General features: G+C 54.0%; 11 protein-coding genes and 1 pseudogene. 3 read left to right on the top strand and 9 right to left on the bottom strand.

What is annotated here, in order from left to right:
• Window positions 1-173: 173 nt before the first annotated feature.
• The 3 genes from NL510_RS14945 to pncB all read right to left on the bottom strand — a co-directional run bounded on the left by NL510_RS14945 (window position 174) and on the right by pncB (window position 4,650).
• Window positions 174-1,265, bottom strand: a complete 1,092-nt coding sequence (locus tag NL510_RS14945; protein ID WP_301308565.1) for a porin — start codon at window positions 1,263-1,265, stop codon at window positions 174-176.
• A 606-nt stretch (window positions 1,266-1,871) separates the two neighbouring features.
• Window positions 1,872-3,272 carry an asparagine--tRNA ligase gene (gene asnS, locus NL510_RS14940; RefSeq protein WP_253377915.1) on the bottom strand — a complete coding sequence of 467 codons (1,401 nt, stop codon included), beginning with the start codon at window positions 3,270-3,272 and terminating at the stop codon, window positions 1,872-1,874.
• A gap of 175 nt (window positions 3,273-3,447) precedes the next feature.
• Window positions 3,448-4,650, bottom strand: a complete 1,203-nt coding sequence (gene pncB, locus NL510_RS14935; protein ID WP_253377914.1) for a nicotinate phosphoribosyltransferase — start codon at window positions 4,648-4,650, stop codon at window positions 3,448-3,450.
• A gap of 254 nt (window positions 4,651-4,904) precedes the next feature.
• Here pncB and pepN point away from each other — a divergent pair, with 254 nt between their 5' ends.
• The gene (gene pepN, locus NL510_RS14930; protein WP_253377913.1) at window positions 4,905-7,517 is read left to right on the top strand and encodes an aminopeptidase N; all 2,613 of its coding nucleotides are present in this window, start codon (window positions 4,905-4,907) and stop codon (window positions 7,515-7,517) included.
• Window positions 7,518-7,561: 44 nt separating this feature from the next.
• Here pepN and ssuB read toward each other — a convergent pair whose 3' ends face one another.
• From ssuB to ssuE, 5 genes are read right to left on the bottom strand one after another with little or no spacing between them, the layout of a single operon-like run.
• Window positions 7,562-8,332: an aliphatic sulfonates ABC transporter ATP-binding protein gene (gene ssuB, locus NL510_RS14925; protein ID WP_253377912.1), complete on the bottom strand. Its 771-nt coding sequence runs from the start codon at window positions 8,330-8,332 to the stop codon at window positions 7,562-7,564.
• A complete protein-coding gene (gene ssuC / locus NL510_RS14920) occupies window positions 8,329-9,120 on the bottom strand; it encodes an aliphatic sulfonate ABC transporter permease SsuC (RefSeq protein ID WP_253377911.1) in 792 nt (263 codons plus the stop codon). The genes ssuB and ssuC overlap by 4 nt, the downstream gene beginning before the upstream one ends.
• A 9-nt stretch (window positions 9,121-9,129) precedes the next feature.
• A complete protein-coding gene (gene ssuD / locus NL510_RS14915; protein ID WP_253377910.1) occupies window positions 9,130-10,275 on the bottom strand; it encodes an FMNH2-dependent alkanesulfonate monooxygenase in 1,146 nt (381 codons plus the stop codon).
• Window positions 10,272-11,234: a sulfonate ABC transporter substrate-binding protein gene (locus NL510_RS14910; RefSeq protein ID WP_253377909.1), complete on the bottom strand. Its 963-nt coding sequence runs from the start codon at window positions 11,232-11,234 to the stop codon at window positions 10,272-10,274. Before NL510_RS14910 ends, ssuD begins: the two co-directional genes overlap by 4 nt.
• Window positions 11,227-11,802, bottom strand: a complete 576-nt coding sequence (ssuE, locus tag NL510_RS14905; RefSeq protein ID WP_253377908.1) for an NADPH-dependent FMN reductase — start codon at window positions 11,800-11,802, stop codon at window positions 11,227-11,229. The genes NL510_RS14910 and ssuE overlap by 8 nt, the downstream gene beginning before the upstream one ends.
• Before the next feature lie 249 nt (window positions 11,803-12,051).
• Between ssuE and pyrD the strand changes: the two are divergent.
• Together pyrD and zapC are read left to right on the top strand one after the other, a co-directional pair.
• Window positions 12,052-13,063, top strand: a pseudogene (gene pyrD / locus NL510_RS14900) (quinone-dependent dihydroorotate dehydrogenase).
• A 165-nt stretch (window positions 13,064-13,228) separates the two neighbouring features.
• On the top strand, window positions 13,229-13,771 hold the full coding sequence (gene zapC / locus NL510_RS14895) for a cell division protein ZapC (RefSeq protein ID WP_253377907.1): 543 nt from the start codon (window positions 13,229-13,231) through the stop codon (window positions 13,769-13,771).
• Here the strand turns inward: zapC and NL510_RS14890 are convergent.
• A complete protein-coding gene (locus NL510_RS14890; RefSeq protein WP_253377906.1) occupies window positions 13,768-14,877 on the bottom strand; it encodes a YcbX family protein in 1,110 nt (369 codons plus the stop codon). The genes zapC and NL510_RS14890 overlap by 4 nt on opposite strands.
• Window positions 14,878-14,941: the final 64 nt, after the last annotated feature.

The raw sequence follows: 14,941 nt of genomic DNA, 5'->3' as shown, positions 1-14,941 counted from the left end.
ATTGTGATGACAGAAGTGAAATCCGCTATCAGGTTAACGGTTGATTTGCAAAATGCCAACCGTTTGCGACCAAAAGCGTGCGGCTTTTCAAAAGTCGCCATTTTTTGCTTTGTGGCAAAAAAAAACAGGGTCGAAGCCCTGTTTCTTAAGCATATAACAACGTGGTGTATTGATTAGAACTGGTAAACGATACCTACACCAGCCTGGTCATCGGTAGAAAGACCGGCAGCACGGGTGTAATCGTTATCATCCAGCAGGTTGAAGCGGTACGCAGCGTACACGTTCATGTTCTTGTTGAAGTAGTACCAGGTCCCTAGTTCAACGTATTTCACCAGGTCAGCATCGCCACCGGTGAAGGTAGAACCGTTAGCAGTACGGCCAGTCAGGTCCTTACCTTTCGACTGCACGTAGCCCAGGGATGGACGCAGACCGAAATCGAACTGGTACTGAACCACCGCTTCGAAGTTTTGTGATTTGTTGGCGAACTCGTCGTCATTTTCGCGCGTCATGTTACGGGATTCACCGTACATCACAGATGCATACAGGCTGTTTGCATCGTATTTCAGGGACGTTGCCCAACCTTCAGCGCGTGCGCCTTTACCGTCAGCAGACTGCTGAACAGAACGGTCAGAGTTGGTGTACGCCGCGGTGACGTTGAAGCCTTCTGCGAAGTCGTAACCCAGAGAGTAGCTACCGCCGTCGCCATTCTGACGAGCAGGGGTGTGGCCATTTTCATTTTTACCCTGGTACTGCAGACCCAGGGCCAGGCCGTCAACCAGACCAAAGAAGTTGGCGTTGCGGTAGGTCGCCAGACCGGTGCTACGTGCGGTCATGAAGTTGTCCGATGCCGCCAGGGAGTCACCGCCCCAGATAACGAACATATCGGTTGACGCCAGCGCATCATAGAACACGCCGTAGTTACGACCGTAATCGAATGAACCGTACTCTCCCGCTTTCAGACCCGCGAATGCCAGACGCGTTTTGGTACCCTGAGCGCCTTCCTGAGAAGAGGCATCCATGTTGTATTCCCACTGGCCGTAACCGGTCAGTTGGTCGTTAACCTGGGTTTCACCTTTGAAGCCGATACGGGCGTAGGTGGTATCGTTGTTAGTGGAGTCACCGTTGGTGGTCCAGATGTGTTCACCTACAGCTTTACCGTAGAAGTCCAGTTTATTGGCGTTTTTGTTATAGATTTCTGCAGCGTTAGCCGCACCCGCTACCAGCAGTGCAGGGATAACCACTGCCAGAATATTGCGCTTCATCATTATTTATTACCCTCATTGGTTTTTTTTTATGACACTCGCCACTGCCGCCAATAAATTCTGTCAATAAATATTTCCGGAACTATTGATGAGAGTTTGGTGTCTTTATGTGTCTGACAGGCATCTTTCCATTCATAGAACCGTTTCGCTAGCCTGAAAGTGCTACAATTCTCAAGATTAAGTAACAAAAAGAAATAATATGTAACTAATCATGTATAATTAAGAACTTTGTGAAGCATCTCAAATTTCGGGATAAATTGGCCATTTAAGCATCGTTATCATTCCTATATATATGAATTGCTTATATTTAATTTGGATAAAGGCGTTTCGTATAGTCAGATGTTAAGCGGTTCTTTTTTTCTTATGACGGTATAAAGACGTCTGGATGGCTAATTTTTGGCTGAAATTTGTGCTACTGGTTGAGAATGCAATATTGGCAATAAGAATGAGGTTTATTTTTTGTTCTGAGATATTTCGTGGAAACAAAACGTAACAAGTAGTGGTTATGACGGGGTTGAAGTTTAAGAAGGATGACTTTTCGCTGACGAAAACTGACAGTGCAGAATAAAATAATGGCCAGCATGTGCTGGCCGTCATTAATATTGTCGATTAGAAACTGGCGTTACGGGGGGTGCGTGGGAAAGGAATCACGTCACGGACGTTCTGAACACCGGTCACATAGGCGATCAGACGCTCAAAGCCCAGACCAAAACCGGAGTGCGGTACGGTACCGTAACGGCGCAGGTCGCGATACCAGCTGTAGTCAGCAGGATCCAGACCCATCTCTTTCATACGGGCGTCCAGAACATCCAGGCGTTCTTCACGCTGAGAGCCACCGATAATCTCACCAATGCCTGGCGCCAGAACGTCCATTGCCGCAACGGTTTTACCGTCTTCGTTAAGGCGCATGTAGAAAGCCTTAATGTCTTTCGGATAGTTTTTCACCACTACCGGTGCTTTAAAGTGCTTTTCTGCCAGATAACGTTCATGCTCGGAAGAGAGGTCCACACCCCAGTACACCGGGTTCTCAAACTTCTCACCGCATTTTTCGAGAATAGCCACCGCGTCGGTGTAATCTACCTGCGCGAAGTCAGCGGAAACAAAGCGCTCAAGGCGAGCAATGGCATCGTTATCGACACGCTCCGCGAAGAACTTCATGTCGTCAGCGCGCTCCTGGAGAACGGCATTGAACACATACTTCAGCATCGCTTCTGCCAGCCCGGCAACATCATCCAGATCTGCGAAGGCCACTTCCGGCTCCAGCATCCAGAATTCCGCCAGGTGACGACTGGTGTTGGAGTTCTCTGCACGGAAGGTTGGGCCGAAGGTGTAGATCTTCGACAACGCGCAGGCGTAGGTTTCGCCGTTGAGCTGGCCAGAAACCGTCAGGAAGGCCTCTTTACCAAAGAAGTCTTTGTCATAGTCGACTTTACCTTCCGGGGTACGCGGCAGGTTTTCCATGTCCAGCGTAGAGACGCGGAACATTTCGCCCGCACCTTCTGTATCGGATGCGGTAATCAGCGGGGTAGAAACCCAGAAATAACCCTGCTCATCGAAGAAACGATGCAGCGCCTGCGCCAGCGTGTGACGAACGCGAGCAACGGCACCAATCAGGTTAGTGCGAGGACGCAGGTGAGCGACTTCGCGCAGATATTCGATGCTGTGGCGTTTTGCCGCCATTGGGTAGGTGTCCGGATCGTCAACCCAGCCGGTCACTTCCACCGCAGAGGCCTGAATTTCGAAACTCTGGCCCTGGCCAGGTGATGCCACCACAACGCCAGTGACAACAACTGAACAACCCGTAGTCAGGTGCAGGACATCATCATTGTAATTGGGCAGAGAATTATTAATGACGGCCTGTACAGGATCAAAGCAGGAACCGTCATAGACGGCAAGGAAGGAGATACCAGCTTTAGAATCTCGACGAGTACGCACCCATCCGCGCACGGTGACTTGTTGGTCAACGGCGACACGGCCCTGGAGTACGTCGGCTACAGGCACAACGCTCATAATATTCTCTCTGTTAATAGTCTAATAGTCGGAAACAATAACCACTTGTCCGCCCTCAGAAGGGGGATATCTATGTTACCTGGCATCCGCCATCAGACAAGTAGATTTCGCAGTCAAATCAGAAGAAATCGGAAAAAAATAAGAAGAGGGGAGCCGATAAGGCTCCCGGGAGCGGTTAACTGGCTTTTTTGACCTGTGGCAGATCGAATGCTTTACGCAGCGCGCGGACAAACGCTTTGTCATGGCAGATGGTTTTACCCGGGCTGTCGGAGAGTTTTGCGACCGGTTTTCCGTTACATTCCACCAGTTTTATGACGATATTCAGCGGTTTTACCTGCGGAATATCGCAGGTCAACCGGGTACCAATACCAAAGCCCAGGTTCACCCGGGAAGAGAAATGGCGATACAGGTCGACCGCTTTCGCTAAATCAAGGTTATCGGAGAAGACCAGCACTTTGCTCATGGGGTCAATACCCAGTTTCTGATAATGCGCAATCGCCTTCTCACCCCATTCAAACGGATCTCCGGAGTCATGGCGTAAACCCTGATAACGTTCAGCGAATTCAGGACCAAAGTCGCGCAGGAAGGCATCCATCGTAATGCAGTCCGTCAGGGCGATACCCAGCCTTTCGGGATACTCGTCCAGCCACGCGGCTAAGGCTGCGCGTTGGCTGTTGGCGAGGTCAGGGCTGATCTGCTGATGGGCCTGGAACCATTCGTGCGCCTGGGTTCCCATGGGTGTCAGATCCAGACGACGGGCAAGATCGTAATTACTGGTGCCCACGAACCACGGCTCCTGCTGCAGGCGTTTGACGATAGCCTGCTGTACCTCCCGGGAGAAACGGCGACGGGTGCCAAAATCCATCAGGCGGAAGCGGGACATATCCAGCCCTTCGGTCAGCGCTGAAAACGCAACGAGCTTGTTTTCAAGCGATGCCACCGCCTGTTCGGCGCCGGTGTGTGGAGAACGGTAACGATGAGCCAGTTCACTAATTACCGCCAGAAGCGGAACTTCCCACATGATCACTTCACGCCAGGGGCCTTCGAGTCGAATATTCAGCTTGCCGTTATCGTTGGTCACGATGACCTGCTCCGGCTTATAGCGAAAATCGCGCAGCCAGTCGAGGTAGTCGGTTTTAAAAAAAGGCAGGCTGGACAGCCACTGATATTCGTCGTCCTGCAGCGTCAGATGCTGCATAGCATCGACCTCTTCACGGATGGCGTCTGCGTAAATACCGAGCAAGTCGTCGCCGCGACAGCGGAATTCCGCTGCCACGTGAACATCATAATAATGATGGAATACGGCTTGCTGCATATGCAATTTATACGCGTCGGTATCCAGCAACGTATGCAGAACGGGGGAAGCGAATCGAGTCATAGGTGCGCTGTAGCGTCCTCTCACAGGAGCGTTTAGTACAATAAACAACTCTGGAGTATACCTTGTTTAGTGATTTATTGAACCCCGATCACACCATAAGCCCGCTTTAGGGTCGAGGGCATTTTGTGCCCCTGTTATACAAATGTAGCGAAAAGGCCGTTTGTACCTGAAAAGATGAACATTCTGCGTGGCGTGTTTTACACAACAGGAATAGACTGAATCGGTTATTCGACAAACGATGCATAAGGTTTTCTATGACACAACAGCCACAAGCCAAATACCGCCACGACTACCGTGCGCCGGATTACCTGATTAGCGATATCGATCTGACTTTTGACCTGGATGCCACTAAAACCGTCGTGACGGCGGTAAGCCAGGTGGCGCGCCAGAGCGCGACAGCAGTACCGCTGCGTCTTGATGGCGAAGACCTGACGCTGGTCTCCCTGCAGATCAATGGTGAAGCGTGGTCAGACTACGAAGAAGACGGCAACCAGTTGGTTATCAACAACCCGCCAGAACGCTTTACGCTGCGCATCGTGAATGAAATCAGCCCGGCATCCAACACCGCGCTGGAAGGGCTTTACCTGTCTGGCGTGGCGCTGTGTACACAGTGTGAAGCCGAAGGTTTCCGCCACATCACCTGGTATCTGGATCGCCCGGACGTGTTGGCGCGCTTCACGACCAAAATTATCGCCGATAAAACGCTGTATCCCTTCCTGCTCTCCAATGGTAACCGTACCGGAGAAGGCGAGCTGGAAAACGGGCGTCACTGGGTGCAGTGGCAGGATCCGTTCCCGAAACCCTGCTACCTGTTTGCGCTGGTAGCCGGAGATTTCGACGTGCTGCGCGACATCTTCAAAACGCGTTCAGGCCGCGATGTCGCCCTTGAGCTGTTCGTTGACCGCGGCAACCTTGACCGTGCGCCGTGGGCGATGACTTCACTTATCAACTCGATGAAGTGGGATGAGGATCGCTTTGGCCTCGAATACGATCTCGACATCTATATGATCGTTGCCGTCGACTTCTTCAATATGGGGGCGATGGAGAACAAAGGTCTTAACGTCTTTAACTCCAAATACGTGCTGGCGCGGACCGATACCGCGACGGACAAAGACTATCTTGATATCGAACGCGTCATTGGTCATGAATATTTCCACAACTGGACCGGGAACCGCGTCACCTGCCGCGACTGGTTCCAGCTAAGCCTGAAGGAGGGCTTAACCGTCTTCCGCGATCAGGAGTTCAGCTCCGATCTGGGTTCCCGTGCGGTCAACCGTATCAGCAATGTCCGTACCATGCGGGGCCTGCAGTTTGCGGAAGATGCCAGCCCAATGGCGCACCCGATCCGTCCTGATAAAGTCATTGAGATGAACAACTTTTACACCCTGACGGTGTATGAGAAGGGCGCTGAGATCATTCGCATGATCCACACCCTGCTGGGGGAAGAGAACTTCCAGAAAGGAATGCAGCTTTATTTCGAGCGTCACGACGGCAGCGCCGCCACCTGCGACGATTTTGTGCAGGCGATGGAAGATGCGTCTAATGTGGATCTGTCCCACTTCCGCCGCTGGTACAGCCAGGCCGGGACGCCGGTTGTGACCGTTAAAGACGATTACAACCCGGAAACCGAGCAGTATACGCTGACCATCAGCCAGCGCACGCCGCCAACGGCCGAGCAGGAAGAAAAACATCCGCTGCACATTCCATTCAGTATAGAACTCTATGATAACGAAGGGAAAGTGCTCCCACTGCAGAAGGGCGGCCACCCGGTACATCACGTACTGAACGTTACCCAGGCAGAGCAGACCTTTATCTTCGATAATGTCTACTTCCAGCCGGTGCCAGCGCTGCTGTGCGAATTTTCCGCGCCGGTGAAGCTGGAGTACAAATGGAGCGATCAGCAACTGACGTTCCTGATGCGCCACGCGCGCAACGATTTCTCTCGTTGGGATGCGGCGCAAAGCCTGCTGGCGACCTACATCAAGCTGAATGTCAATCGCCACCAGCAGGGGCAGCCGCTCTCGCTGCCGGTCCATGTGGCAGACGCATTCCGCGCGATCCTGCTTGATGAGAAAATTGATCCGGCGCTGGCGGCAGAAATTCTGACATTGCCTACTGCCACTGAAATTGCCGAGCTGTTTGATATCATCGATCCTATTGCCATCGTGGCGGTGCGTGAAGCCCTGACCCGAACGCTCGCAACCGAACTGGCGGATGAGTTCCTGGCAATTTACAACGCCAACAAGCTGGATGCGTATCGCGTGGAACATGCCGACATCGGCAAACGGACTCTGCGCAATACCTGCCTGCGCTATCTGGCCTTTGGCGAGGTTGAGCTGGCAAACGTGCTGGTGAGCAAGCAGTACCACGAAGCCGACAACATGACCGATGCGCTGGCCGCGCTCTCCGCAAGCGTTGCCGCCGAGTTGCCGTGCCGCGATGCACTGATGCAGGAGTACGACGACAAATGGCATCAGGATGGTCTGGTGATGGACAAGTGGTTTATTCTGCAGTCTACCAGCCCGTCAGCCGATGTTTTAAGTACCGTGCGCGGCCTGCTCAAACACCGCGCTTTTACGCTGAGCAACCCGAACCGCGTGCGCTCGCTGATTGGTGCCTTTGCCAGCAGTAACCCGGCGGCGTTCCACGCCGAAGACGGTAGCGGTTATCAGTTCATGGTCGAGATGCTGACCGAGCTGAACAGCCGTAACCCGCAGGTGGCTTCACGTCTGATTGAGCCGCTGATCCGCCTGAAACGCTACGATGAGAAGCGTCAGGCGAAAATGCGTGCGGCGCTTGAACAGTTAAAAGGGTTGGAAAATCTGTCTGGCGATCTGTACGAGAAGATCGCGAAAGCACTGGCCTGATATAAAAGCGACATCTCTCTCCCCACGGGAGAGAGATGAGAGCATCAACCATTAGCCTTAATCAAATCCCCCTCGCTCACGCCACGCTTCATCACCCGGTCCAGCACCGCCGCTTCCAGCTCTGCCAGCTTCGCCGACCCCACGCGACGAGGGCGCGCAATATCCACCGTCAGATCCAGACCAATTTGCCCGTCTTCTATAAGCAAGACGCGGTCGGCCATTGCGACGGCCTCACTAACGTCATGGGTGACTAACAGCACCGTAAAGCCATGTTTGAGCCAGAGAAACACAATCAAATCCTGCATTTCGATACGCGTGAGGGCATCGAGTGCGCCGAGCGGTTCATCAAGCAACAGCAGGCCAGGACGGTGTATTAATGCCCGCGCCAGCGCCACACGCTGTTTTTGTCCGCCTGACAGCGCGGCAGGCCACTCACCCGCGCGATTTTCCAGCCCGACGGCGGCCAGTGCCCCTCTTGCTTCATCCCGCCAGGCGCCTTTCAGGCCCAGCCCGACGTTATCGATAACCGTTTTCCAGGGCAGCAGGCGCGCATCCTGAAACATCATTCGGGTATCCTCCTGAATATTGGCCAGTGGCGTTGTGCCTGCCAGTATCTCCCCGCCGTTGGGGGCTTCAAGCCCGGCCAGAAGACGCAGTAAGGTACTCTTACCACCGCCGCTGCGACCGACGACGGCCACAAATTGTCCGGCAGGAATATGCAGATCCAGCGCATTAAGAATGGTGTTAGCGCCGTAGCGTTTAGTGACGCCATTGAGTAACAGCGGTGTCCCCTGATTCAGTCGGGCGGTATTCATGCTTTAACCTCCTGAGCGCTGTAGGCTGGGTTCCAGCGCAGCCAGCTACGTTCCAGCCACTGGGCGCTGACGTCGGCGAGTTTGCCGAGCAGGGCATACAGAATAATGGCGACCACCACCACGTCCGTTTGCAGGAATTCGCGGGCGTTCATCGCCAGATAGCCAATGCCGGAGTTAGCGGAGAGGGTTTCCGCCACAATCAGCGTCAGCCACATCAGGCCCAGCGCGAAGCGTATCCCCACCATTATTGAGGGCAGGGCGCCGGGGAGGATCACGTGGGCGAAGAGGGCGAAACCGGATAAACCGTAGCTTCGCGCCATCTCGACCAGGCCGCGATCGATATTGCGAATACCATGCCAGGTATTGATATAAATCGGGAACAGGGTGCCCAGCGCCACGAGGAAAATTTTGGCGCTCTCATCAATACCAAACCACAAAATGACCAATGGGATCAGCGCCAGGTGCGGCACGTTTCGCAACATCTGAATCGAGGTATCCAGCAAGCGCTCGCCCCAGCGGGAAAGGCCGCTGATAAGACCCAGCACCAGGCCGATACTGCAGCCGATGGAAAAGCCAATCAGCGCGCGCCACGAACTGACAGCCAGGTGTTGCCACAGTTCGCCGCTCACGCTCAGCGACCAAAAGGCCTCTACTACCCCTTCCGGGGAGGGCAGAATGCGGCTCGATAGCCAGCCCGTTGACGAGGCAATTTGCCAGACAACAACAATGCCGACGGGCAAAAACCAGGGGGCGGCACGCAACAGCCATTTTTGTGTGGTCACGGACATGGCGGCTCCTTAACGTTGGGCGACTTTTCGCGGAATAAATTCGTTGGCTACAGCTTCGCCCTGAAGCTGGAGCGGCTGAGGCTGTGGAATTTCCGGGATGGCGACATCCAGGTGCGGGAACAGCAGTTCGCCGACCTTGTACGCCTCTTCCAGATGCGGATAGCCCGAGAGGATAAAGCTGTCGATCCCCAGCTCAGCGTATTCATTGATTCGTGCCGCCACGGTAGGACCATCCCCGACCAGCGCCGTGCCCGCACCACCGCGCACCAGGCCGACACCGGCCCACAGATTTGGGCTAATCTCCAGGTTCTCGCGCTTACCGTTATGCAACGAGGCCATCCGGTGTTGTCCGACGGAGTCGGTTTTTGCCAGCGCCGCCTGCGCTTTCGCGATGGTTGCATCGTCAAGATGAGAGATCAGACGGTCTGCAGCCCGCCAGGCCTCTGCGTTAGTTTCGCGCACAATGACGTGCAAACGAATGCCAAAGCGTACCTTGCGTCCGTACGCGGCGGCCTTAGCGCGGACCTGGGCTATTTTCTCTTTCACCTGCTCTGGCGGCTCACCCCAGGTCAGATAAAGATCGACCTGTTCTGCCGCCAGGTCTTGCGCCACATCCGATGAACCGCCGAAATAGAGAGGAGGGCGCGGCTGTTGCACCGGCGGGAAGTAGAGTTTCGCGTCCCGAACATGAATGTGCTTACCTTCAAAAGTGACGGTTTCTCCTTCAAGCAAACGACGCCATACGCGGGTGAATTCAGCGGAGGCTTCATAGCGCTCGGTGTGATCGAGAAACACGCCGTCGCCTGCCAGCTCCTGCGGATCGCTACCGGTGACCAGATTAAACAGGGCGCGACCATTGGATAGCCTGTCGAGCGTGGCGGCCTGCCGCGCGGCGACGGTAGGCGAGACCACGCTCGGGCGCAGCGCGACGAGGAATTTCAGGCGTTGAGTCACCGGGATCATGGCGGCGGCAACCAGCCACGCATCCTCGCAAGAACGCCCGGTCGGGATCAACACGCCGGTAAAACCGATGCGGTCCGCCGCCTGTGCAATCTGTTGCAGGTAGCCGTGGTCAACCGGTCGGGCGCCCTCTTCAGTGCCAAGAAAGTGTCCATCACCGTGGGTGGGTAAAAACCAGAAAAGATTCAGACTCATGATTTGGTTCCTTCTTTGCCTGTAGGTTGCCAGATACGTTCGCGAATGTTCACCTGTTGTGGAACAAGGCGATTCTGGTAAAAGAGATCGGCGGTTTGTTGCTGAAGCGCCGCAACGTGAGCGTCAACAGGGGTAATGGTGGTCGGCGGACGGTGGTCCAGATAGCTGGCGATCACTGGCTCAGGTAAGCCCATGGTTTTTGCCAGCAGGCTGATACTTTCCTGACGCTGGCTTTGCGTCAGGGCATCGGCCTGGGTGAAGGTATCAAGCACGCCCTGAATAAAGGCGCCGTTCTTTTCGGCATACGGGCGTGCCGCCAGGTAGAACGATCCTGTCTGTTTTAACGAGGATCCGTCTTTTAAAACGCGTACGCCACCCTGCAGTAACGCGGCGGAGTAGTACGGATCCCAGATGGCCCAGGCATCGACGTTGCCTTGCTGGAATGCCGCCCGGGCATCAGCAGGCGTTAAATAGATCGGCTGAATATCCTTAAACGTCAGCCCGGTCTCCTGCAAGGCTCGCAACAGCAGATTGTGCGAGCTGGAACCTTTCTGGAAGGCAACTTTGTGCCCTTTCAGTTCAGCAACGTTCTTAATGGCGCTGTTTTCAGGCACCAGAATCACCTCAGCTTTCGGTTTGGCCGGTTCAACGCCGACGTACAGCAGATCCGCTCCCGCCGCCTGAGCGAAGATCGGCGGAATATCGCCGGTACTGCCGAGATCAATACTCCCGACGTTAAGCGCTTCCAGCATCTGTGGGCCCGCCGGGAACTCCACCCATGAGAAGGTGGTTTGTGGGTAGCGTTTTTCCAGAAGCTGATGATTTTTGGCCAACACCATACTGACGCTGCCTTTCTGGTAACCAATGCGGAGGCTTTCCGGTGCGGTCTGCGCCGCATGGGCCTGTGACGTGAGCGCGATCAGCCCCGCCAGTCCGATGCGGGTGAGTGTTTTAAACATGGGCGACTCCTTGCGGTTGGGCAAACGCGGGGGCCTGGATATCCCGGCGGTGCAGGGCATGCCAGAAGGTCTTCAGCGCGCTGTCGAGGCGGGTCTGGAGATGGGGCGTAAAGTGAGGTTTATGCTGATAGTCGATAATCTGCGAATCATCGGCAAAGACGCCGTGGAGGATCTCCTGCGCTTTCAACGCGCTGAGTACCGGCTTGAGGGCGTAATCTACTGCCAGCAAATGGGCAACCGTTCCGCCTGTTGCCAGCGGCAGAACCACTTTGCCGTCCAGCGCCCGCTCGGGAAGCAGGTCCAGCAAGGTTTTCAGTGCGCCGGAAAACGACGCTTTATACACCGGTGTGGCGACGATTAAACCATCAGCCCCTTTGAGTTGTTCTGTCAGGGTTTTGAGGGCCGGACTATCAAAGCGGGCATAGAGCAGATCGTCAGGTTCGAAATTATGCAGATTCCAGTGGCATACTTCCACATTCAGGGCGGTGAGCTTTTCACGGGCATATTCCAGCAGTGCGCTGGAACGTGAGGGGAATCGTGGACTTCCGGCCAGGGTAATGACGCGCATGTTTTCTCCTTATAACTAATTGTTTGCTTTTATCTAACATTCATAACAATTTTCAGGAGTGTGACATCGCAGAGTTACTCCACTAAATGATTTATCTGCAATTAAAATGCAAAAAAGAGCATAAGAAATGGCCTACAAGGTAAACGATTGTGTTTTACGTTGATTTTTTTGCCGCAGGTCAATTCCCTTTCCGGGCAGGATCGCTGATAATCCCCTCCCGGTTTGCACACCGGGAATCCAGGAGAGTTCATGTACTACCCCTTCGTTCGTAAAGCCCTTTTCCAGCTCGATCCTGAGCGCGCTCATGAATTAACATTCCAGCAATTACGTCGTATTACCGGCACGCCGCTGGCCGCGCTGGTGCGTCAAAAGGTGCCGGAAAAGCCTGTGCAATGCATGGGACTGACCTTTAAAAACCCATTGGGCCTCGCGGCCGGGCTGGACAAAAACGGCGAGTGTATCGATGCGCTCGGCGCGATGGGGTTTGGCGCGATCGAAATCGGGACCGTTACGCCGCGCCCGCAGGTGGGTAACGACAAACCGCGTCTGTTCCGCCTGGTCGAAGCTGAAGGTTTGATCAACCGCATGGGCTTCAATAACCTCGGTGTTGATCATCTGGTCGAGAACGTTAAAAAAGCCCATTTTGACGGTATATTAGGCATCAATATCGGCAAAAATAAAGACACGCCGGTAGAGCAGGGTAAAGATGACTATCTGATTTGTATGGAAAAAGTCTACGCCTATGCCGGTTACATCGCGGTGAATATCTCCTCGCCCAATACTCCGGGCCTGCGTACGTTGCAGTATGGCGAAGCGCTGGATGATCTCCTCAGTGCCATTAAAAATAAACAAACGGCCCTGCAGGCTATCCATCATAAATATGTTCCCGTCGCGGTTAAGATCGCCCCGGATCTTTCAACAGAAGAATTGATTCAGGTTGCTGATAGCTTAGTCCGGCATAATATTGATGGTGTGATTGCGACCAATACGACGCTCGATCGTTCGCTTGTTCAGGGAATGAAATACTGTGACGAAGCGGGTGGGTTAAGCGGCCGTCCTGTGCAATTAAAAAGCACAGAAATTATTCGCGCGTTATCCACCGAATTAAAAGGCCGGTTACCGATTATCGGCGTCGGTGGAATCGACTCGGCGATCGCTGCCCGCGAGAAGATGGCGGCGGGGAGCGTCACTGGTGCAAATCTATTCCGGCTTTATTTTCAAAGGGCCGCAGTTGATTAAAGAAATCGTTACTCATCTCTAATCTTTTTTCCTAATCAGACAACCAGGGCTTTATTTCCGGCCCTGCTTGTTTTATATTCCGTCATTGTTGCTTATTTAGACATTATGGTCTTTTATTAATGATGTTATAAACGAAGCGGCTAACAGGACATTTTTAGAACAGGGTGTTTGGGGATCGGAGAGAAACATGCGAATTAAACCTGACGATAACTGGCGCTGGTATTTTTGCGACGAGCATGATCGAATGATGCTCGATTTAGCCAATGGTATGTTGTTTCGTTCTCGTTTTGCGCGTCGTATGTTGACCCCGGACGCTTTCGCGCCATCAGGCTTTTGCGTTGACGATGCCGCGCTCTATTTCTCCTTTGAAGAAAAATGCCGCGACCTGGAGCTTTCCAAAGAGCAGCGCGCGGAACTGGTGCTCAATGCGCTGGTCGCGATTCGTTTCCTGAAACCACAAATGCCAAAAAGCTGGCACTTTCTGGCACATGGTCTGAGCTGGACGCCAGCAACGGGCGATGCAGCCAGTGTCAACCTGAGCGATACTGCGCATGAGGTGAGCCTGCTGGTGGTAGAACCGGGTGAGAATGCTGCGCTCTGTTTACTGGCGCAGCCCGGCGTGACTATTGCCGGGCGTACCATGCAACTGGGTGATGCCATTAAAGTCATGAACGACAGGCTGAAACCGCATCTTCGCGTAGAGTCTCTCAGCCTGGAACAGGCCGTTTAAGCCTCGAGCTGTACTGACGTTTTTGGAATGCAGCTACAGCAAAGAATGGTCCCGTCATCGCCAATCGCTGATTTCTTCAGCGCACTGACTTCGCCTCTGAGCAGCGTAATCCGACAACAGCCACAGATCCCCGCCCGACACGAATAGGGTACGCGAATACCTGCTTGTTCCAGTTGTTCAAGGAGAACCTGCTGATTATTGCCGCGGATAATCTGACCCTGCCAGTGGATATCCACCCCTGAGGTCGGTTCCAGCGCGAGGTCAATACACTCATCTTCCTGGCTCGAACCATAGGCTTTCCCGGCACCGCGGGTGAGAATTTCCACTTCATCGCCGACGCGGATCACGCCGCTGGTGCGGGGAATGAGGTTTTGACCGAAATCCACATCGCCATTATCCTGCGCAGTGCGGAATGACTGCAGGGTTTTCAGCGGCTCGCCGGAAGGGTGTTTTTGCCCCTTCTCCGGGCTTACGGTGGTAAAAATACAGCGGCTGCACGGCTTTACGACATCAAAAATCACGCTGCCGATGCGGATCACTTTCCAGGTATCCTCTTCCCAGGCCTTTGCTCCGGTCACCACCAGGTTCGGGCGAAACTGCTCCATCTGCACGCTGGCGCTACAGCGGCTTTGCAGGTCGCGCAGCGAGGACTCGTTGGTCAGCAGGAAGGGGAAACCGTCGGCGAAGGAGAGCGGCACCGCCTCATGGCGCTTAACGCGACGGGTAAGTTCAGGACCCACCCAGCGAAGCTGAACGTTCCGGGAGAAGAAGCCGCTTAGCCAGCGGTTAATTTCATCGGGTGCGATACGGGCAGTAAAATGGTTGCCCCACACTTCCGTTGGCGCATCGACAGGCGCAAAATCATTAAACCGAATGACCATGCTTGAACCATCCGGCGCGGTAAGATGCAAACCGTCATGAAGCGGTGAAGGGGTAAAACGAACCATTTGCGGGAACTGGCGGGCCGTAATGAACGTACCGTCTGGCTCGGTGAGCATAAAAATACGATCGAAGGCAAATCCGCTCATGTCGGCCAGTGCGTGCGATACACCGATACCGCGCATCGATTTCACCGGATGAATAAAAAGCCTGGATAACGTCGCCACTGCAAATCCCCTGCATGAAAATAAGCCTTCAACTTTATGACATACACGCCAGATTAGCTATAAT

It is taken from the genome of unidentified bacterial endosymbiont (assembly GCF_918797525.1).
In the GTDB taxonomy this organism is placed as follows: domain Bacteria; phylum Pseudomonadota; class Gammaproteobacteria; order Enterobacterales; family Enterobacteriaceae; genus Enterobacter.
Note: the sequence above shows the minus strand (reverse complement) of the source record. Positions and strands in the feature narration are given on the sequence as shown.

Bases quoted from the DNA above. Each gene is read 5' to 3' on its own strand.
- NL510_RS14945 (WP_301308565.1), bottom strand. From the start codon at position 1,265: ATGATGAAGCGCAATATTCTGGCAGTGGTTATCCCTGCACTGCTGGTA.
- asnS (WP_253377915.1), bottom strand. From the start codon at position 3,272: ATGAGCGTTGTGCCTGTAGCCGACGTACTCCAGGGCCGTGTCGCCGTT.
- pncB (WP_253377914.1), bottom strand. From the start codon at position 4,650: ATGACTCGATTCGCTTCCCCCGTTCTGCATACGTTGCTGGATACCGAC.
- pepN (WP_253377913.1), top strand. From the start codon at position 4,905: ATGACACAACAGCCACAAGCCAAATACCGCCACGACTACCGTGCGCCG.
- ssuB (WP_253377912.1), bottom strand. From the start codon at position 8,332: ATGAATACCGCCCGACTGAATCAGGGGACACCGCTGTTACTCAATGGC.
- ssuC (WP_253377911.1), bottom strand. From the start codon at position 9,120: ATGTCCGTGACCACACAAAAATGGCTGTTGCGTGCCGCCCCCTGGTTT.
- ssuD (WP_253377910.1), bottom strand. From the start codon at position 10,275: ATGAGTCTGAATCTTTTCTGGTTTTTACCCACCCACGGTGATGGACAC.
- NL510_RS14910 (WP_253377909.1), bottom strand. From the start codon at position 11,234: ATGTTTAAAACACTCACCCGCATCGGACTGGCGGGGCTGATCGCGCTC.
- ssuE (WP_253377908.1), bottom strand. From the start codon at position 11,802: ATGCGCGTCATTACCCTGGCCGGAAGTCCACGATTCCCCTCACGTTCC.
- zapC (WP_253377907.1), top strand. From the start codon at position 13,229: ATGCGAATTAAACCTGACGATAACTGGCGCTGGTATTTTTGCGACGAG.